The 18,957-nt window shown below is 63.1% G+C and carries 15 protein-coding genes; 11 read left to right on the top strand and 4 right to left on the bottom strand.

What is annotated here, in order from left to right; genetic code table 11:
• Positions 1–15: 15 nt before the first annotated feature.
• Entirely contained in the window at positions 16–1,050 is a 1,035-nt protein-coding gene (locus tag MF606_RS08180) for a proline racemase family protein (RefSeq protein ID WP_240233311.1), read from the bottom strand.
• A gap of 28 nt (positions 1,051–1,078) precedes the next feature.
• Positions 1,079–2,905 (bottom strand): aminopeptidase P family protein, encoded by a 1,827-nt coding sequence (locus MF606_RS08175; RefSeq protein WP_240233310.1) that lies wholly within the window; start codon positions 2,903–2,905, stop codon positions 1,079–1,081.
• A gap of 165 nt (positions 2,906–3,070) precedes the next feature.
• On the opposite strand from MF606_RS08175, the gene MF606_RS08170 reads away from it, so the two are divergent.
• Both MF606_RS08170 and MF606_RS08165 read left to right on the top strand, forming a co-directional pair.
• Positions 3,071–3,793 (top strand): GntR family transcriptional regulator, encoded by a 723-nt coding sequence (locus MF606_RS08170; RefSeq protein WP_240233309.1) that lies wholly within the window; start codon positions 3,071–3,073, stop codon positions 3,791–3,793.
• A 12-nt stretch (positions 3,794–3,805) separates the two neighbouring features.
• The gene (locus MF606_RS08165; protein WP_240233308.1) at positions 3,806–5,035 is read left to right on the top strand and encodes an NAD(P)/FAD-dependent oxidoreductase; all 1,230 of its coding nucleotides are present in this window, start codon (positions 3,806–3,808) and stop codon (positions 5,033–5,035) included.
• Between the two features lie 103 nt (positions 5,036–5,138).
• Here MF606_RS08165 and MF606_RS08160 read toward each other — a convergent pair whose 3' ends face one another.
• Entirely contained in the window at positions 5,139–6,053 is a 915-nt protein-coding gene (locus MF606_RS08160; protein ID WP_240233307.1) for a dihydrodipicolinate synthase family protein, read from the bottom strand.
• A gap of 248 nt (positions 6,054–6,301) precedes the next feature.
• On the opposite strand from MF606_RS08160, the gene MF606_RS08155 reads away from it, so the two are divergent.
• The 5 genes from MF606_RS08155 to MF606_RS08135 all read left to right on the top strand — a co-directional run bounded on the left by MF606_RS08155 (position 6,302) and on the right by MF606_RS08135 (position 13,287).
• Positions 6,302–8,047, top strand: a complete 1,746-nt coding sequence (locus MF606_RS08155; protein ID WP_240233306.1) for an ABC transporter substrate-binding protein — start codon at positions 6,302–6,304, stop codon at positions 8,045–8,047.
• Positions 8,048–8,240: 193 nt separating this feature from the next.
• On the top strand, positions 8,241–10,085 hold the full coding sequence (locus MF606_RS08150; protein WP_240233305.1) for an ABC transporter ATP-binding protein: 1,845 nt from the start codon (positions 8,241–8,243) through the stop codon (positions 10,083–10,085).
• Entirely contained in the window at positions 10,082–11,026 is a 945-nt protein-coding gene (locus MF606_RS08145) for an ABC transporter permease (protein ID WP_240233304.1), read from the top strand. The genes MF606_RS08150 and MF606_RS08145 overlap by 4 nt, the downstream gene beginning before the upstream one ends.
• The gene (locus tag MF606_RS08140) at positions 11,023–11,976 is read left to right on the top strand and encodes an ABC transporter permease (RefSeq protein WP_240233303.1); all 954 of its coding nucleotides are present in this window, start codon (positions 11,023–11,025) and stop codon (positions 11,974–11,976) included. Before MF606_RS08145 ends, MF606_RS08140 begins: the two co-directional genes overlap by 4 nt.
• A gap of 9 nt (positions 11,977–11,985) precedes the next feature.
• Positions 11,986–13,287: an alpha/beta fold hydrolase gene (locus MF606_RS08135; protein WP_240233302.1), complete on the top strand. Its 1,302-nt coding sequence runs from the start codon at positions 11,986–11,988 to the stop codon at positions 13,285–13,287.
• Between the two features lie 10 nt (positions 13,288–13,297).
• Here the strand turns inward: MF606_RS08135 and MF606_RS08130 are convergent, their stop codons facing one another.
• The gene (locus MF606_RS08130; RefSeq protein ID WP_240233301.1) at positions 13,298–14,341 is read right to left on the bottom strand and encodes an Ldh family oxidoreductase; all 1,044 of its coding nucleotides are present in this window, start codon (positions 14,339–14,341) and stop codon (positions 13,298–13,300) included.
• 316 nt (positions 14,342–14,657) lie between these two features.
• Between MF606_RS08130 and MF606_RS08125 the strand changes: the two genes are divergently transcribed.
• From MF606_RS08125 to MF606_RS08110, 4 genes are all read left to right on the top strand, one after another.
• Positions 14,658–15,668 (top strand): LacI family DNA-binding transcriptional regulator, encoded by a 1,011-nt coding sequence (locus MF606_RS08125; protein ID WP_338084433.1) that lies wholly within the window; start codon positions 14,658–14,660, stop codon positions 15,666–15,668.
• 111 nt (positions 15,669–15,779) lie between these two features.
• On the top strand, positions 15,780–17,030 hold the full coding sequence (locus MF606_RS08120) for an ABC transporter substrate-binding protein (RefSeq protein ID WP_420842245.1): 1,251 nt from the start codon (positions 15,780–15,782) through the stop codon (positions 17,028–17,030).
• Positions 17,031–17,131: 101 nt separating this feature from the next.
• Positions 17,132–18,073, top strand: a complete 942-nt coding sequence (locus MF606_RS08115; RefSeq protein WP_240233299.1) for a carbohydrate ABC transporter permease — start codon at positions 17,132–17,134, stop codon at positions 18,071–18,073.
• Positions 18,073–18,939 (top strand): carbohydrate ABC transporter permease, encoded by an 867-nt coding sequence (locus MF606_RS08110; RefSeq protein ID WP_240233298.1) that lies wholly within the window; start codon positions 18,073–18,075, stop codon positions 18,937–18,939. Before MF606_RS08115 ends, MF606_RS08110 begins: the two co-directional genes overlap by 1 nt.
• The last annotated feature ends 18 nt before the right edge of the window (positions 18,940–18,957 follow it).

Below are 18,957 nucleotides of genomic sequence, written 5' to 3'. Positions count from 1 at the left end.
TGCCCCAAACCACCATCAATTCATCAGATCAAACGCATCGCCCCAGGTGTCCGACACCGAATAGCCGAGTTGGTAGGGATCGGTTGGGTCGACCCCGATCTGGTGGATGCCGTGGATCCAACCGCGCCCGGAGATGATGGGCTGCACGGCTGGCCGACCAGCGACTGTCGTATCGCTGGCATAGGTCACCTCAAACGTTGAATCGATGATCGAACGCGCGGTGAAGCGATCACCGGGCTTGGCCAGCCCACGCGCCGCCGCCACCGCCAGCCGCGCCGAATTGCCGGTGCCGCAGGGCGACCGATCGATGCGGCCGGGCGGCATGATCGTGGCGCCCTTGAGCTCGCCAGCCGCGTTGTGGCTGACGAACATCGTATAGGAAATGCCCTTGATCGCCTCGATCTCGGGGTGGGCGATATTGAGCTGTGCGTTGACGGCGCGGTGGATGGCACTCCCTGCTTCGACCAGCTTCTTGGCCTGGTCCGGGCGAATTTCGAGACCGAGCTGGGCCGGGTCGATCAGTGCATAGAAGATGCCGCCATAGGCGATATCGACTTTGACCTTGCCATAGCCTTCCACATCGACCACCGCATCGAGCTGATCGGCATAGGAGGGGTTCATCGTCAGCGTGACGCGCTCGCATTTGCCATTGCGGCAGGTGGCGCGGGCCGTAACCAGGCCCGACGCAGTCTCGATGCGGACGATGGTCTCCGGCTCCTGCATTGGCAGCATGCCGGTCTCCAGCAATACCGTGGTCAGGCAAATGCTGTTGGAGCCAGACATGGCATGGGCCTTGTCGCCCTGCAGGATCATGAAGGCGATATCGGCATCGGGCCGGGTGGGTGGAAAAATCAAGCAGGTGCTCATTTGTGCCGAGGCGCGCGGCTCGAACACCAGGAAGCGGCGCAGGCTGTCGTCGACCTCGTTGAGGTGACGCAGCTTGTCGGCAATCGTCGCGCCGGGCACGTCGATGACGCCGCCAGTGACAATGCGCCCCACTTCGCCCTCAGCATGCGCCTCGACCAGGGTAACCGTTTTCGACCAGCGCATACGCCTGTCCTTTCGACGAGATAATTGGCTAGGCCGCCAAGGCGCCAAGCTGTTCGTGCAGCGGGGCGGTGGCCTCGACAAGATAGGCTTCCGCCCGTTGCGAAAGGCGGCCGGTCAAGGCGGCCCGCACCTGCGCATGATAGGCGTCCAAATACGCAATGTCGCTGCGGTTCAGTTGTGCCGCGTCGGCCATCGACAGATCGATCGGCACCAGCGTCAGCGTGGCGAACCGCAAAAAGCCCGGTGCACCCGCGACCACTTCCACCTGGTTTTCCACCCGCAGGCCGAAGCCGTTCTCCTGATAATATCCTGGCTCGATAGTCATGATGACCCCAGGCTCGAAGGTGAAGGTGTTCACCGTCTTGCCGAAGCGGTGGGGGTGTTCGTGCACAGACAAGAAATGGCCGACGCCATGGCCCGTGCCATGGTCGAAGTCCAGCCCCAGATCCCAGAGCGGCCGGCGCGCCAGTGCATCGAGATAGTGCCCGGTCGCCGTGACCGGGAATTGCGCCGTCATCAGCGCGATGAAGCCTTGCAGCACGGCGGTATAGGTGCGCCGGACATCCGCGCTGGGCCGGCCAAGCATGATGGTCCGCGTGGCATCGGTCGTGCCGCCGAAATACTGTCCGCCTGTATCGATGAGAAACGGCAGCTCGGCCGTGATCGGGGCGTTGGTGCTTGGTTTGGCGGAGTAATGGCACATGGCAGCATTGCTGCCGGAGGCGGCTATGGGCGCGAAACTCTCTTCGACGAAATGCTCGCGCTGCTGGCGGAACTTGAGCAGTTCGGCCTGTGCTTCCATCTCGTTTATCGGATTGCCAGCCGCGAGCCGCTTGGGGCCTTGCTCCATCAGCCAGGCAATGAATTCCACCCAGGCGATACCATCTTCGACATGCGCGCTGCGGAAACCATCGAGCTCAACCGGGTTCTTGATCGCCTTGGCCATGGTAACCGGGCTGAACTGAGACGCAATCCCGCCCCCTGCCCGCTCCACCGCCTGCCGCACGGCAACCGGAGCAAAGGCAGGGTCGACGGCGACGGTGCGACCTGACGCGCGCTCAGCGATAGCATCGAGGAGGCCCTCCGCAGGACGCAGATTGAGACCGGCACTCAGCACGCTGTCTTGGTCATTGGGCAATTTGCGCGCATCGACGAACCACTCCGCCGCGCCCGTGTCATCGAGCAAAACGGCCGAATGCGCGACGGGCGTATGCGCGATGTCGCTGCCGCGGATGTTGAGCAGCCAGGCAATATTGTCGGGCTGGGTTTCGACCAGCAAATCAGCCCCAATCCGCTTGAGCTCGGCGGCGATGCGGCCGCGTTTGGTGGCGCTATCCTCGCCGGCGAAAGCCAACGGAAATGGCTTGATGGCGCCCAATGGCGGCTCCGGCTGGTCGGGCCAGATCGCGTCGACCAAATCCGCCTCGAGCCCAACCAGTTCTCCACCGGCAGCTTCCAGCGCCGTCTTCAATGAGTCGAACAGCTTGCCTGGCACCAGCATCGTATTGACGCCGACCCGCTGGCCCGCCGCGGTATGGCGCGACAACCACTGCTCCAAGGGCGCATCGTAGAAGTGCTCGATTTCGAAGGCGGATAGATCGACTTCACGGCGCGCTTGCACCTGATAGCGACCATCGACAAACAGCAGAGCCCGGTCGGCCGTGACCAAGGCAATACCCGCTGAGCCCGTGAAACCAGAGACATAGCCCAGTCTCTGATCATGCGGCGCGACGACCTCCCCCTGATACGCATCGAATCGGGGGATGATCACGCCGTGGAGTCCCATGGCGCTGAGCTGCCGCCGTAAGGCAACGAGACGCTGGGCGGGCAGAAGCGCGACAGGTTTTGAGGGCATAGCACACACTTCCGCAACAGAGGATCAAGACGCAGGAATTGTTTGTCGACAAACTGAATACGGTTTACCTTGCATGGCGACGGCGAAATTGCAATGTACTGGTCTAGTTGTATCGGAACGGGTTAGTTGACGAGCCATACGGCATGTCCACCAACGGAGCAGAACGTGAAAACGCGAGACACTGGCGATACGGCGGTCAAGGCAGAGAAGCCCGACCGGACACGCGGTTCGGGCGCCCAGACGGTCTACCAACAATTGCGCCAATCGATCCTGGAGCTGGCGCTGGAGCCGGGTAGTCCGTTGGACGAGGTGACTCTGTCCGAGCAGTTCAAGATGTCGCGCACGCCGATACGCGAAGCGCTGGTTCGGCTGGTGGCCGAGGGCCTCGCCAAGACGCTGCCGAACCGCAACACCGTCGTCGCGACCATCGATTTCGCGCAATTGCCCACCTATTTCGAAGCGCTGACGCTGATGTATCGCGTCACCACGAGGGCCGCTGCTATCAATCGCCGCGTCGAGCATCTGGTCGCCATCCGGAGCTATGAGGCGGCCTATGCCGACGCCGTGGAACGGCGCGATGCGCTGGACATGATCCAGGCCAACCGCGACTTTCACGTCGCCATTGCCGAGGCCGGTGGCAACAGCTATTTCACCAACCTGTTTGCTCGCCTGCTCGACGAGGGCCGGCGCATTCTGCGCATTTATTACCGATCGTTCGATGATCGGCTGCCGCATCAATATGTCGACGATCACAGTCACATGGTGGCGGCAATCGAGGCCGGCGATGCCGAGCTGGCCGACAAACTCGCGGCTACGCACGCGGCACAGATCGTGCAGCAGATCCAGCGCTATATCGCGCGTGACACTGTCTCCAATATCGCTCTTTAACAGGATACCGGCATGGCTCGCATTGGCATCGTTGGCACCGGAATTGTCGGCGCGGCCATCGCCACCCGGCTTATTGGCGACGGCCACCAGGTAACGGTGTTCGATGCCGACCCCGAGGGCCTGCCGACATCGGCGGGGAATGCCGCACTGATCGCCCTGCCGGAAATTGCCCCGCTGGCCAGCCCGGGCATGCTGACGGCCGTACCGAAATGGCTGCTCGACCCCTTGGGGCCCCTAACTCTTCGCTGGCAGGACCTGCCGGCACTGACGCCGTGGCTACTGGCTTTCCTGGCGGCATCGACACCAGCCCGGGGCGCCAAGGCCCGCGCGGCGTTGACCGACCTGATGCAGACCGCCCTGGCTGATCATGAGTCCCTGGCGCGGATTGCTGGCATCGAGGGTCACCTGCGGCAGACCGGCTACATCTCGCTGCATGACAGTGAGACCAGCCTCAAGGGCGCCCTGCACGAGGCCGCCTCGGTCAAGCAGGCGCTCGGCTACGACTATGAAGCCATTTCGCCGGAAACGGCGCGCCGCATGGTGCCGCAATTGGAGGGGCGTTTCTTTGGTGCGGTGCATCAGCCGATTTACTGGATGGTCTCCAATCCGCTGACGGTATTGCGTCAGTACCAGGATTTCGTGCGCCACTCCGGTCAGTTGGTGCGCGGCCAGGTTACCGGTATCGAGCAGGGCGGCCGCGGCGTCGCCCTTCGTCTGGCAGGACAACCCGAACAGGTGTTCGACAAGGTCGTGGTAGCCGCCGGGGTCTGGTCGCGCGATCTGGTGCGGGGGCTGGGGCTCAGGGTGCTGCTGGAAACCGAGCGCGGCTACAACACGACCTATACCGATCTCGGCTGGAACCTGGACCTGCCGGTCGGCCTGGCCGATCACGGTTTTATTGCTTCGCCATTGGTCGACGGCCTGCGTATCGGCGGCGCGGTGGAACTGGCCAAGCCCGAGACCAGCCCCAATTTCGGCCGCGCCAAGGCTATGCGCGAGAAACTGCGGCGTTACATCCCGTCCCTGCCCGAAGGTGGCACCGAGTGGATGGGGCGCCGTCCATCAACGCCGGACTCACTGCCGGTTATCGGGCAGCATCCGGCGGACAACCGGATCGTCTTCGCCTTTGGCCATGGTCATCTGGGCCTGACGCTCAGCGCCGTCACGGCGCGTCTGGTCGCCAGTGCCATGAGCGGGGCGAATTCTATGCCCGAAGCGCTGTCGATCGTCCGCTTTCAGTAGTCTGGACAGGCGAAGCGGCATCCCCCAGCACGATGTCATCCCGGCAAAGGCCGGGGCCTTCGCCGGGATGACCCCGTCGTTCTGAGAGTGGCCCTCGGTCGGCCTAGAAGCCGTACTTGGCCAGGTCGGGGCGGTTCTTCAGCCCTTCCTCAACGACTGCACGGATATGGGCGGCTTCGGCGCCGACCAATTCAAGCCGCGGCGCGCGCATGACCGGCGAGGTGCCGCGGACGATGTGCTCGGCGAACTTGATGTTGTGGACGAATTTCGCCCCGATATCGAGGTGCAGCAGCGGCAGGAACCAGCGGTAGATTTCCAGCGCTTCGGGAATGCGACCCTGCTGCACCAGCTTGTAGATCGCCACGGTTTCCTTGGGGAAAGCCACCACGAGACCGGCGATCCAGCCCTGGCAACCCAGGATCAGGCTCTCGAGCGCCAGGTCGTCGACGCCGGTCAGTAGCTGGTAGCGATCGCCCAATGCCTTGATAGTCTCGTTGATGCGGCGCGTGTCGCCGGTGGATTCCTTGATCGCCACGAACTTCGGCTCGTCGGCCATTTCCTTGAGCATGGCCTCGCTGATGTCGATGCCATAGGCCAACGGGTTATTGTAGACGATGATCGGCAGGCTCGACGCCGCGGCGATAGCGCGATAGTGGGCCACCACTTCGCGGTCGTCGGCGAGATAGCGCATGGCCGGCAGCACCATCAGCCCTTTGACGCCGATCTTTTCGGCTTCGGCGGCCAGCGCGGCGCCGGCACGGGTAGAGTCTTCTGCAATGGTCAGCAGCACCGGCACGCGGCCAGCGGCTTCCTCGATGGCGGCTTTGGCGATGGCCAGCTTTTCGGTCGCGACGAGGCTCGACGCCTCGCCCAACGACCCGCAGACGATGATGCCATCGACACCCGCCTCGATCTGAAAGGCAACGTCGGCCCGCACCCCGGCGAAGTCTACTTCCTGGTCCGCCGTCATCTTGGTGGTGATCGCTGGGAGGACGCCCTTGAAGTCGCTCTTGTTCATAAAATTCTCCGTGGCCGCATGGCGTATCTGGTGTGTTGGGCAATACGTCTAGCTTCTTGTATTTAGTTTGTCGACAAGAAAATCCACCCTTCCCCTGTCGCGACTTGCATCGGCGTACTAGGCCAAATTGCTGTCGCCAAACTGGCGACAAACTTGTTGACAGCAAGGATTTGTTTTGTGTCAATGCGACCTCGACCGCAGTTAAGCGGCTGGAACGACGAGACAGCATTTGCTCGGAGGGAGCGTTCATGATCAGGAAAATCCAAAAATTCGCCTTTGCAGGCGCGCTGGTTGCCACGACCGCGCTGGCCGGTATTCCCACGGTTTCTGCGCAGGAAGGGCAGCCCGGCGGCACGCTGCGCATTCTGGGCACCGAGGATCTCGACCACTTTGACCCGACATCGGCGGCGCTGGTGACGACCAACAATTTCCTGCGCGCGACCACGCGGCAGCTCATTTCCTACGCCGCTTCGACCGATGAACTGGTGCGCGTCACCCCGGCCGGCGACCTTGCCACCGAAGTGCCGCAGCCGACCGACGACGGCCTGACCTACACCTTCAAGCTGCGCCAGGGCGCCAACTGGAATACGCCAACGGGCCCACGGCAGATCACCTCGGTCGACTTCGAGCGTGGCGTCAAGCGCATGTGCAATCCGGCGCTCGGCTCGGCCTCGCTCACCTACTTTACCGATCTCGTCGCAGGCCTTGCTGCCTTCTGCGAAGGCTTCGCCGCCGTGGAGCCGACGGTCGAAGCCATGAAGGCCTATATCGAAAGCAATGACATCACCGGGATCGAAACACCCGACGATGAAACCATCATCATCAAGCTGACCCAGCGCGCCGGCGACTTCATCTTCATGCTGTCGCTGCCGGCCTCGGCTCCAGCGCCGGTGGAAGTGCTCGACTATCTGCCCGATAGCCCCGATTACCGCAGCAACTTCATCGCGAGCGGTCCCTATACGCCAGCCGCCTATACGCCTGACAGTTCGCTGCAGCTCGTGCGTAACCCGGCCTGGTCGGCGGATACCGATCCGCTGCGCAAAGCCTATGTCGATGAAATCCAGCTGACCTTCGGACTGCCGGTCGACGCCATCATGCAGCAATTGCAATCCGGCGACGGCGATATGACCTATGACGTCACCATCCCGCCTGCCGTGCTGCAACTGCTCAAGGCGCAGGGCGACGAGAAGCTGGTGACCGTGTCATCGGGCAATACCAACTTCATCTTCATCAACACCGTCTCGGACAACAACAATGGCGCCCTGCGGGATATCCGCGTGCGCCAGGCGCTGAACTATGCCGTCGACAAGGCGGCCGTGGTGCAGCAGCAGGGTGGCCCCGAAATTGCCAAGCCGGTCCATGGCATTTTCGGTGTTGGCGTGCTCGGCTATCACGAGTTCAATCTCTACCCGTCGGAAGGCGACAAGGGCGATATCGAGAAGGCCAAGGCGTTGCTCGCCGAAGCCGGTTACCCCGATGGCATTACCCTCAAAATGCCCTATCGTAACAAGGGCATCGAACCGACCATCGCCCAGACGATCCAGGCCTCGATGGCCGCAGCCGGCATCACGCTGGAACTGACTCCAGTGGCGCCCGCCGACTACTATTCCAAGTTCATGACCAATCCGGTCAACACCAAGGACGGCACCTGGGACATTGCGCCCGTGGGCTGGACTCCTGACTGGGCCGGTGGTGCTGCCCGCTCGGTGTTCCAGCCGCAATTCACCTTCAACGGCACCCACCAGACCTACAATTACACCGACTACAACAATGACGCGGCCAATGAGCTGGCTGACCAGGCCATCAATGCGCCGACGGCCGAAGAAGTCGGCAACCTGTGGGGCCAGGTCGACGAGCTAGTCATGGCCGACGCGCCCGTCGTGCCGCTGATCGCCAACCTGATCGTGCTCTATCACGGCGCCGCCGTGCAGAACTTTCAGCCCTACTCCATCGGCGTCCAGGGCGACTGGACCAATGTCTGGCTGCAGCGCTAACGGACCGATGTCCCAGTCGACACCCTCCCCTTGTGGGAAGGGATAAGGGTGGGGGTGGCTAGCCCGAATATCGGGCTCCCGTCACCCCCTCCTAGCCTCCCCCATCAAGGGGGAGGTACCGTCTGGTGGAGTGGCAAGATAGCGCTCCACCCAAATGCATTTGCCTCTAATAGAAAGCGGTGCGGGTTTGCCAGTGCTCGAAGCGCGCCACCTCAACGTATCCATCCCCACTGAGGACGGAACGATTCACGCCGTGCAGGACGTGTCGTTCAGCGTCGAGGCGGGCGATCTGTTCGGCGTGGCCGGCGAATCCGGGTCGGGCAAGAGCGTGATGATGCAGGCCATTCTCGGCCTGCTGCCGTTTGCCGACGTGACCGGCGAAGTGATGTTCGAGGGCCGCAACCTGTTGACCCTGCCGCAGCGCGAATTGCAGAAGCTGCGCGGCGCCCGCATCGGCATGATCTTCCAGGACCCGCTCTCGAGTCTCCACCCCTATTACAGCATAGGCGCGCAGATCACCGAAGCTATCCACGCGCATGAAAAGGTCAGCCAGCAGGCCGCGCGCAGCCGCGCCGTCGACATGTTGACCAAGGTCGGCATCGCCAATGCCGCCGAGCGGTTCGACAGCTTTCCGCACCAATATTCGGGCGGCATGCGCCAGCGCGTGATGATCGCCATGGCGCTGGTGCTCAATCCACCGCTGATCATCGCCGACGAACCAACCACCGCGCTTGACGTCACTGTGCAGGCTCAGATCGTCGCCTTGCTCGACCAGATGCGCAAGGAATTGGGCACCACGGTCATCATGATCACCCATGATCTGGGGCTGCTCTCCAGCGTCGCCGATCAGGTGATGGTCATGTATGCCGGCAATCGCATGGAGTTCGGGCCGAGCGCCCCGGTATTCCAGGCACCAAGCCATCCCTATACCGCGGGCCTCTTGGCCTCTTCGCCCTCAAACTATGCGGCAGGCGAGGAACTGATCGCCATTCCAGGCCGCCCGCCGAGCCTGTTGCACAAGCCTGTCGGCTGCGCCTTCGCGCCGCGCTGCAGCTACGCCTTGCCGAACTGCGCGACCGAGCGCCCACCGCTGCGGCGCTACAGCGACAAGGTTGAGGCTTTATGCTGGCTCGAAGAGCCGCCCGAGCCACGCCACAGCGAGCGGATGGCAACGACCGGCCGCAATGCCGATGCGGCGGCGCCCGTTGTGCTCAAGGTCGACAATGTCGAACTGAGCTTTGCCACCGGCGGCCTTTTCGGCAAGCAGGGGCGTTTCGAGGTGCTGAAGGGCATCGATATCGAATTGCGGCGCGGTGAAACGCTCGGCCTGGTCGGCGAAAGCGGTTGCGGCAAGTCCACGTTGGCGCGCGTCATCGCCGGCCTGATCCCAGCCAGCGGCGGCACCGTGCGGCTCGACGGCAAGGATATGTCGACGCTGGACCATGCCGGCTGGAAGGAGATGCGCAAGCGCGTGCAGCTGGTGTTCCAGGACCCGTTTGGTTCGCTTAATCCCCGCCGCCGCGTCGGCGCCATTATCGGCGACCCGTTCCGCCTGCATAACGTCGCCAGCGGCGGCGATCGCAAGCGGCGGGTGCAGGAACTGATGGAAATCGTCGGGCTCAATCCCGAGCACTATAACCGCTTTCCTTCCGAATTCTCCGGCGGACAGCGGCAGCGCATCGGCATCGCCCGAGCCCTGGCGCTCAACCCAGCGCTGATCATTTTCGACGAACCGGTTTCGGCGCTCGATGTCTCGATCCAGGCGCAGGTGCTCAACCTCATGCGCTCGCTGCAACAGGAGCTCGGCCTGACCTATCTGTTCATTTCCCATGACCTTGCGGTGGTGCGCCAGGTCTGCGACCGCATCGCCGTGATGAACCGGGGGCGTATCGTCGAACTGGCGGAGGCCGAAGCCATCTATACCAATCCGCAGGACGACTATACCCGCACCTTGCTGGCAGCCTCCGTTGTGCCACCGCCGCAACGCGGTGGCAGCACACGCGAACTCGTCGCAACCACCTGGGGAGAACAGGCATGAGCGCGCCAGCCGCCGCCCCGCCTGCCGTCGTTCAGCGTGGCTCGTTCGACCTCACCCTGCGCCGCCTGATCCGCGACCGGGCGAGTCTCGTGGCCTTCATCTTCATCGTGCTTTTGGTGATCTTTGCCGCCATCGCCCCATGGGTAGAAGCCTGGATCGGCCATTCGCCCATCGAACAATTCCGCGACAGCGGCCTCTCGCCATCGGGCCTGCCGGTCGCGCCCAATGGCGAGTTCATTCTCGGCACCGACCAGTTGGGCCGCGACGTGCTGGTCCGGCTGGCCTATGGCGCACGCGTCTCGCTGCTGGTGGGCGTCGTCGCCTCACTGCTCGCCGCGCTGATCGGCATCACCGTCGGCATGTTGGCCGGGTTCTTCGGCGGCTGGGTGGATACCGTGCTCAGCCGCACCATGGATTTGATCATGAGCGTGCCCTTCCTGCTCTGCGCGCTGGCACTAGTCTCGGTGCTCGGGCCCAGCCTGTCGCTCAGCATTGGCGTCATTGTGTTCTTCAGCTGGACCACGATGGGCCGCGTCATTCGCGGGCAGGTCAAGTCATTGCGCGAACGCGAATTCGTGCAGGCCAGCCGCTCGCTGGGCGCGGGGCCGCTATCGATCATGGTCATCGACATCCTGCCCAATCTCAGCGTGCCGATCATCGTCTACACCACCATGATGATCCCGGGCTCGATCGTCTTCGAGGCGACCCTGTCCTTCCTCGGCCTCGGCATCGTGCCGCCAGCGCCGAGCTGGGGCGGGATGCTGGCCGATGCGGGCGCCAATTCGATCTACCTGGTGGCCTGGTGGCTGGTGCTGTTCCCCGGACTGGCGCTGTTGTTCACGACCCTGTCGTTCAACATCCTGGGCGACGGACTGCGCGACGCCCTCGATCCCAAGGCTCGCCCGATCCGCCGCCGCAAGCCGGAAGGAGCCAAACCATGATCCGCTTTCTCGCCGGCCGCCTTGGCTTTGCGGCGCTGATCCTGCTGGCGCTCAGCACCTTCGTGTTCTTCCTGTTCTTCGTCGCGCCCGGCGATCCGGCGCGCATGGTGGCCGGGGACAAGGCCACCGAGGCGCAACTGATTCAGATCCGCAGCAATCTGGGGCTCGACCGGCCGATCCATGAGCAATATCTGAGCTTTATTGGCAAAGCCGTGCAGGGCGACCTGGGCTTTTCCTATCGCAACCAGCAGCCTGTCATCTCGCTGATCGCCAATCGCCTGCCCGCGACGCTGTCGCTGGTGGCCGGTGGTGTCATCCTGTGGCTGGCCGTGGGCATCCCCATCGGCATCATGTCGGCGCGCCATCCCGGCGGCTTCCGCGACCGGCTGGGACAGGGTTTCATCCTGATCGGGCTGAGCTTTCCGACCTTCGTGCTCGGCATGATGTCGCTATACGTCTTCTATTTCCTGCCGCGGCAAGCCGGATTCACGCTGTTCCCGGCCGGTGGCTTCAAACCCTTCCTGCCCAATCCGGCCGTCTGGGCCTGGCATATGGCGCTGCCCTGGGCGACGCTGGCGCTGACCACGGCGGCGGTCTATGCGCGCCTGACCCGCGGGCAGATGCTGGAGGTGATGGGAGAGGATTATATCCGCACCGCCCGCGCCAAGGGTCTCTCCGAACAGAAGGTGGTGTTCAAGCACGGCCTGCGGGCGACTTTGACGCCGCTGGTGACGCAACTGGGCGCGGATATCGCCCTACTGCTCGGCGGCGCGATCGTCATCGAACAGGTCTATGGCTTGCAAGGCGTCGGCGCGCTGGCAGTGCAGGCGGTCAACAACCAGGACCGGCCGATCATCATCGGCGTGGTGCTGCTGGGCGGCTTCTTCATCGTGCTGTCCAACATCATAGTCGACATCTTATACGTGCTGCTCGACCCGCGCGTCCGCTAGGAAAACCACATGCTCATCTCGCAATACACCATTCCCGGGCGGCATATCCGCGACCACCTGATCGACGTGCCGCTGGATTGGTTTGGCGGCAATGGCGGACCCAGCATCAAGCTGTTCGCGCGTGAAGTCGTCGATCCGACCAAGAAGGACGAAAAGCTGCCGCTGCTGGTCTTCCTGCAGGGCGGCCCGGGCGGCAAGTCGCCGCGCCCGACGACGTCAAGCCCAGCCTGGTTGAACGAAGCGCTCAAGACGCATCGCGTCATTCTGCCTGATCAACGCGGCACCGGTCGCAGCACGCCCGTCGACGCCGCCACCATGGCCGGCTTCAATGATCCGCAGGCGGCAGGAGACTATCTTGCCCACTTCCGCGCCGATTCCATCATCGCCGACTTCGAGCACCTGCGCAAAACCGTGTTCGACGGCGTGCGCTGGCAAACGCTTGGCCAGAGCTATGGCGGCTTCCTGACCATGACCTATCTGAGCCAGGCACCCGAAGGACTGAGCGCCTGCTATGTCGCGGGTGGTCTCGCCAGCATCACGCCTTCAGCTGATGCGGTTTATCGCCTGACCTACCCTCGCGTCGAAGCCAAGAACCGGCGCTATTACCAACGCTATCCCGACGATATCACGGCGGTAGGGGCACTTGCCGATTTCATCGACAGCAACGATGTCCGCCTGCCCGATGGCGACCAGCTCACCGTCCGTCGACTGCAGACCGTCGGCATTGATTTCGGCATGGCACCGGGATTCGAGAATGTCCACTGGCTCATCGACGAGGCCTTCGCCACACCCGCCCGTGACCGGCTTTCGGATCATTTCCTCGCGCAGGTGATGGCTGCAACCAGCTATGATAGCAACCCGCTGTTCATGGTGTTGCAGGAGAGCATTTATGGCGCTGGTCCCGGCGCGACCGCCTGGGCGGCGCAGCGGGTGCGCGAAACGCTGCCGCAATTCGACACCAGCGCTCGCCCGTTGCTGTTCACCGGCGAGATGATGTTCCCCTGGATGCTCGATGACATTCGCTCGCTTCGACCGTTCAAAGCCGGCGCCGACGCTCTGGCGCAGCGCGTCGAACACAGCCCGCTCTATGATCTGCCCCGGCTGGCCGCCAACGACATTCCGGTCGCCGCCGTGATCTATCATGACGATATGTATGTCGACGCTGGACTGTCGCTCGAAACGGCGGCCAAGGTCGGCAACCTCGAGCACTGGATCACCAATGAGTTCGAGCATGACGGCATCCGCCAAAGCGCCAACGTCTTTAAGCGACTGCTCAGCATGGTCTCGGAACGTGGCGGTCCCGTGCGCTGAGCTGGGCGGCCTACCCTCGACCACCGCCTCCGGCGCGAAGCAGTTCCAATTCCTCAAGTAGCCGGGCGGGCACCAGCACCCCGTTTTGCACGGACTGCGCGCGGGCCTCGAGGCGGCGGTCGCCTGGCAGGCGCACGCCGTCCTGGCCCGATATGCTGGAAAACAGTGTCTCCGCGCGCGCCATGTGGCCAGCAAAGTCGTCGCCCAGGAAGCGCACCGGATCGAAGGCGATGATGAGCTCTCCTCCCAAAGGCGGACTGCCCATTCCTTCATCCTCGGCAAACGATTCTTGGCTGGTCAGGTCGCCGATCATCGGCCCAGCCAACAGTTCAATCATCAGCGCCAGCGCCGTACCCTTGTGGCCACCAAACGGCAGCATGGCGCCAGCCAGGCCCACAGCCGGGTCGGTGGTGGGTCGCCCCTCCGCATCGACGGCCCAACCCAACGGGATGGATTTCCCGGCACGCTGATGCAGCTCGATCTCACCCCGTGCCGCGGCGCTGGTGGCAAAGTCGAACACAAAAGGAGCCCCGTCCGGCCGCGGCCAGCCAAAGGCAAACGGATTGGTGCCGAATACGGGCTTGCTGCCGCCATGCGGCGCCACGGTGCACTGCCCTGCCGTCATGCCGATCGATACGAGGCCCGCATCGGCCAGCGGCTCGAGGTCCACCCACATTGCTGAGTTATGATAGCAGTTGTTGATTGCCAGCACGGCAATGCCCAGCGATTGGGCAGCTGCCACCAAGGCCGGTCGCGCGATCTCATTGGCTAGCGGCGCAAAGCCGCGACCCGCATCGACCCGTATGATGGCTGGCGACACCTGCGTCATGCTCGGGACTGCCCGGCCATCAGCTTTGCCGCTCACGACGGCTCTCACATAACCAATCAGACGATAAACGCCGTGCGACCGGCATTCATCGGCCTCAGCGGCGGTCACATTGCGCGCGACCGCATCGGCCTGCGCAAATGAAACACCCCTGGCGAGCAGCACATCCCGGGCCAGCGCCTCGATCTCCGACAGAGAAACACGACGCTCCGTGTGGATAGATGTCATGGCAGTTTCTCCGGATACCCTCTGACAGAATACGACACGAGCCAATGATTGTCGACATCATGTATGCACAATCTTTGGATAACGCCTCCCGGCGTACCGATCTTTGCGGACTGGACTCTCCTACTCGCGATTGAGGGGGCTAACTGAGAGCATACCATTCTGGTCACCCAGCCGTGGTCCACAAGGCGGCTCGGCACCATACTCCCCTTCGGGCTAAACCTGTCCGCATTGACTCACGAAGCACAAGCAGGTATCACGATGATTAAACGCTTAATCATCACTGATGAACCCTTTAATCATGAAGAAACCCGACCGAGTGACCATCAAAGATGTTGCAGAGGCAGCAGGGGTCAGCATTGCGACGGTTTCGAATGCGTTGAACGGAACCGGCCGGCTTTCGGATGACAAGCGCAAGGCGATTGTCGATGTGGCCGAGCGGTTGAAGTTCCGGCCGAATGTGATGGCCAAGGCGCTGACCAAGAACCGCAGCTTCACAATCGGGCTGCTGACCGACGACACCTATGGCCGCTTCAGTTTCCCGGTCATGAAGGGGATCTCGGAGGCGCTTGTCGATCAGGGCATCTCGGTTTTTCTGTCGACCATCGACGACGACCCGGCGCGGGCGCGGGTGCATGTCGATGCCCTACTCGATCGTCGGGTGGATGGGCTCATCGTTTCGGGGCGCCGTGCCGATTTGCACATTCCGCTCGATCTCGCGGATGTGGATGTGCCGGTGGTCTATGCGCTGACGGCCAGCCCGTCGGGCCACGCGCATGTGGTCATCGATGACCGCCGGGGGTCGTTCGAAGCCACGCGCTGGCTGCATGAGCTCGGACGCAAGCGGATCGCCCACATCACCGGGCCCGAGGCGCATCTTGCCGCCCGGTCGCGCGTGGAAGGCTATCGCGAGGCGATCGGGCAATCGGGGCGTGTGCTTCACGGCCGCTGGTCCGAGCAGTGGGGTCATGAGGCGGTCGCCCAGCTTTGGGCCGAGGGTGTAGCGCCAGACGGTATTTCCTGCGGCAGCGACCAGATCGCCCGCGGTGTCATCGATGCCTTGCGTGAGCGCGGCGTTGCCGTGCCAACCGATGTTTCGGTGGTGGGGTTCGACAATTGGGAGATCGTGGCGCAGGCGACGCGGCCACCGCTGACCACTGTCGACATGAACCTCAAGGAACTCGGGCGGCAGGCGGGGCTCATGGTCCTCGCCATGTCGCGCGGCGAGATCGAAGCCAATGTGGAGCGGCGCGTGCCCTGTTCCCTCGTGGTTCGCCAATCCTGCGGGGGCGCCGACCGCGCTCCCAATGATGTGCTGGGAGGCGCCTAGCAGACCACCAGTGGACAAGGATGCATCCGGCTAGCCGGCAAAGAACCATCCATCCGCACCATGCAAATCCGGTCGAGCCCGATACGGGCGACCAAAAACGGAGGAATAGACATGAAACCGATATCAACCACCGCCGTTCTGGCGGCGATGGCGGTCGCGCTGATTTCCAGCTCGTCCGTCCAGGCACAGACGACGTTGACCATGTGGTCCCGCCAGGGCGAGGCGCTGCCCGCATTGGTGGAGGCGTTCAATTCCGGCCATGAGACACAAGTCGACCTGCAACTCGTGCCATCCGATCAGATGGTGCAGAAATATGCCACCTCGGCGGCAGGTGGCTCGGCCCCTGACATTATCGGCCTGGACCTGATCTATACGCCGGCCTTCGCCGCCGCAGGTCAGCTGGAGGACCTCAGCAGCCTCGCGCAGGGACTGCCCTATTTCGATCAGCTCTCCAAGGCGCATGTCGAGGCGGGTAGCTATGACGGCAAAATCTACGGGTTGCCGCTGCTGGCCGAAGGGTCGGTACTGATCTGGAACAAGGACCTTTTCCGCCAGGCCGGTATCGATCCGGAAAAGGCGCCCACCAACTGGGCGGAGATCGAGGCGGCTGCGGCTGCGGTTGACGCGCTGGGCGGCGACATTAACGGCTTCTACTTTGCCGGCGCTTGCGGGGGCTGTAACGCCTTCACCTTCCTGCCACTTGTCTGGGCTTCGGGCGGCGACATCTTTGCCGACGACGGTAAGACGGTAACCCTCGACACGCCGCAGATGCTCGATGCCGTCAACTTCTTCCGCGGCATGGTCGAGAAAGGCTACGTGCCCGAAAGCGCCGAGACCGATAGCGGCTCGACTTGGCTCAGCACATTCACGTCGGGAAATATCGGTATCTCCCAGTCCGGCGCCTTCGCCATCGGCACGCTCAATAACGAGTATCCCGACCTCGACTATGGCATCACCTTCCTGCCCGGCAAGGATGGCGGCCGCTCTTCGTTCGGCGGCGGCGACAACTTTGCCATCTCGGCCGGCCATAGCGCCGACAAGCTCGATGCGATCACCGAGTTCGTCAACTTCCTCTATTCGGTGGAGGGCCAGACCATCATGGCCGGCCATGGCAGCCTGCCGACGCGTGCCGATGTCGCGGCCGAAGCGCTTAAGGACCAGGATCCGCGCTACGCCATCGCGGCCGAGGCCATGTCGATCGGTCGCACGCCATCGTCGCCTGTCTACAACGATCTCATCAATAGCCCGACAGGTCCGTGGGCACAGATGCTGACCGAGGCCTTCTTCGGCGACGATCCGGCCGGGGCTATCACCTATGCCCAGGAAACCATGCAGGGCATCGTCGACGGCTTCGGCCAGTAGGAGCCTTTGTTCATGGACCGCCCCGGTGGTCCGTGAACTCCCGCGGGGCAATCCTCCCCCTGCCCCGCGGCCCTCCCTGCACCAGATACGGGCAATCGGCCATGACCAGCATGACTTCCGCCTCGACCCCAGTGGCGTCGCTAACCCGACCGAGCCGACCACGCCGTTCGCGCCTGGCGCGCAAGCAATTGGTGGGCCTTCTCTTCATCGCGCCGGCCGTGCTGCTGGTTATCGCTTTCTTCGTCATTCCCCTGCTGATGACGGCCTGGATGTCGCTGCACAACTGGCCTCTGCTCGGCCAGGCGAAATTCATCGGGCTCGAAAACTACTACTCGCTATTTCAGGACGGCCGCTTCTGGAACTCGATGCGGTTCACCGTCTACTACACCCTTGTTGTCACCATCGTGATCTTCGCGGTGGCTTTCCCGCTGGCTTTGTTCGTCGAGCGGCCGAGGCGGCTCGCCGGCTTCTACCGCACGGTCTATTTCCTGCCAGTGGTGGTGGGCTTCGGCTCCGCCAGCCTGCTCTGGGCCTGGCTGATGAACATGGATGCGGGGCTTTTTGCCCCGGCGCTACAACGGCTCGGTGTCACCGAAAAGCCGATCAATATCCTCGCCAATTTCGACGCAACGTTCTGGTCCATCGTGGTCATGGTTGCGTGGAAGACCGCCGGCTTCACCATGATCATCCTGATGACGGGCTTGCAGGGCATTCCCACCGACGTGCGCGAGGCAGCCCGGATCGACGGAGCGTCAGCGGCCCAGCGCTTTACCCGCATCACGCTGCCGCTAATGCGACGCACGATCGCGCTGGCGCTGATCCTGTCGGTGGCCGGGTCGATGCTGGCTTTCGACCAGTTCTACATCATCGCCCATGGCGGCCCGCGCAACAGCACGCTCACGGCGGTCTACTGGATCTTCAACTCGTCCTTCGTGTCCTTCCGCATGGGCTATGGAGCCGCGCTCTCCATGGTGCTGCTGGGCATCCTGCTGGCCATCAGCGTGGTCCAGCTTCGTCTTCTACGCACGCATGAGGGCATATGATGCCGAGCACTCGCCAATCCCTGCGCCGGCGCAAGGCCATCCTCACCGGCATCGCCCGTCACGGCTTCGGCATGACCATGGCGTTCCTGTTTCTCGCGCCCCTCGCCTGGAGCGTACTGGTCAGCTTCAAACGTGGCAGTGAAGCCCGGCAACCGCCGCTGCCACCTTGGCCGGTGGAGGGTGCAACGGTCGAGAACTACACCATGCTCGACAGCTTCGGATCGGGCATCGCCACCCATGCCGGCAACAGTCTCATCGTCTCCACGGGCACCGTCCTTGTCTCAGTGATCGTCAGCCTGCTGGCCGGCTACGGCTTCTCGCGCTTCAACTTTCCGTTCAAGAACACGCTGTTCGTGCTGATCATCATGTCGATCATGGTGCCATTCCAGTCGATCCTGACGCCCCTGTTCCTGATCCTGTCGCGGCTGGGGCTGCAGAATTCATTGGTCGGGCTCATCCTGGTCTATGTGACGCTGCAACTGCCGTTCTCGGTCTTCATGATGCGCAACGCCTTCGATGCGGTGCCGAAGGAGATCGAGGAAGCCGCTCGCGTCGATGGCGCCTCGGTGTGGCACGTGCTGGTCAAGATCATGCTGCCGCTCGTGTTCCCGGGCGTCGTGACCGTGGCGATCTTCGCTTTCCTCGGATCGTGGAATGAGTTCCTCGCGGCGCTGATCTTCATGACCGACCAGGACAAGTACACCCTGCCCATCCTGATGACGGCCGTGGCCTCCGGTCAGTTCGGCACCATCAACTGGGGCGCCATCCAGTCGGGCGTCACCGTGATGATGCTGCCGTGCCTGGCGCTCTTCCTGCTGCTTCAACGCTATTACGTCCGCGGGCTGACCGCGGGCGCCGTGAAATAAGCGCGGCCTGAGCCGCCT

This window comes from Devosia lacusdianchii (assembly GCF_022429625.1).
GTDB classification, from domain to species: domain Bacteria; phylum Pseudomonadota; class Alphaproteobacteria; order Rhizobiales; family Devosiaceae; genus Devosia; species Devosia lacusdianchii.
This window is presented reverse-complemented; position numbering and strand designations above follow the sequence as displayed.

What these genes read in the sequence shown, in the direction of transcription:
- MF606_RS08180 (WP_240233311.1), bottom strand. Translation starts at nt 1,050, where the DNA reads ATGCGCTGGTCGAAAACGGTTACCCTGGTCGAGGCGCATGCTGAGGGC.
- MF606_RS08175 (WP_240233310.1), bottom strand. Translation starts at nt 2,905, where the DNA reads ATGCCCTCAAAACCTGTCGCGCTTCTGCCCGCCCAGCGTCTCGTTGCC.
- MF606_RS08165 (WP_240233308.1), top strand. Translation starts at nt 3,806, where the DNA reads ATGGCTCGCATTGGCATCGTTGGCACCGGAATTGTCGGCGCGGCCATC.
- MF606_RS08160 (WP_240233307.1), bottom strand. Translation starts at nt 6,053, where the DNA reads ATGAACAAGAGCGACTTCAAGGGCGTCCTCCCAGCGATCACCACCAAG.
- MF606_RS08155 (WP_240233306.1), top strand. Translation starts at nt 6,302, where the DNA reads ATGATCAGGAAAATCCAAAAATTCGCCTTTGCAGGCGCGCTGGTTGCC.
- MF606_RS08145 (WP_240233304.1), top strand. Translation starts at nt 10,082, where the DNA reads ATGAGCGCGCCAGCCGCCGCCCCGCCTGCCGTCGTTCAGCGTGGCTCG.
- MF606_RS08140 (WP_240233303.1), top strand. Translation starts at nt 11,023, where the DNA reads ATGATCCGCTTTCTCGCCGGCCGCCTTGGCTTTGCGGCGCTGATCCTG.
- MF606_RS08135 (WP_240233302.1), top strand. Translation starts at nt 11,986, where the DNA reads ATGCTCATCTCGCAATACACCATTCCCGGGCGGCATATCCGCGACCAC.
- MF606_RS08130 (WP_240233301.1), bottom strand. Translation starts at nt 14,341, where the DNA reads ATGACATCTATCCACACGGAGCGTCGTGTTTCTCTGTCGGAGATCGAG.
- MF606_RS08120 (WP_420842245.1), top strand. Translation starts at nt 15,780, where the DNA reads ATGAAACCGATATCAACCACCGCCGTTCTGGCGGCGATGGCGGTCGCG.
- MF606_RS08115 (WP_240233299.1), top strand. Translation starts at nt 17,132, where the DNA reads ATGACCAGCATGACTTCCGCCTCGACCCCAGTGGCGTCGCTAACCCGA.
- MF606_RS08110 (WP_240233298.1), top strand. Translation starts at nt 18,073, where the DNA reads ATGCCGAGCACTCGCCAATCCCTGCGCCGGCGCAAGGCCATCCTCACC.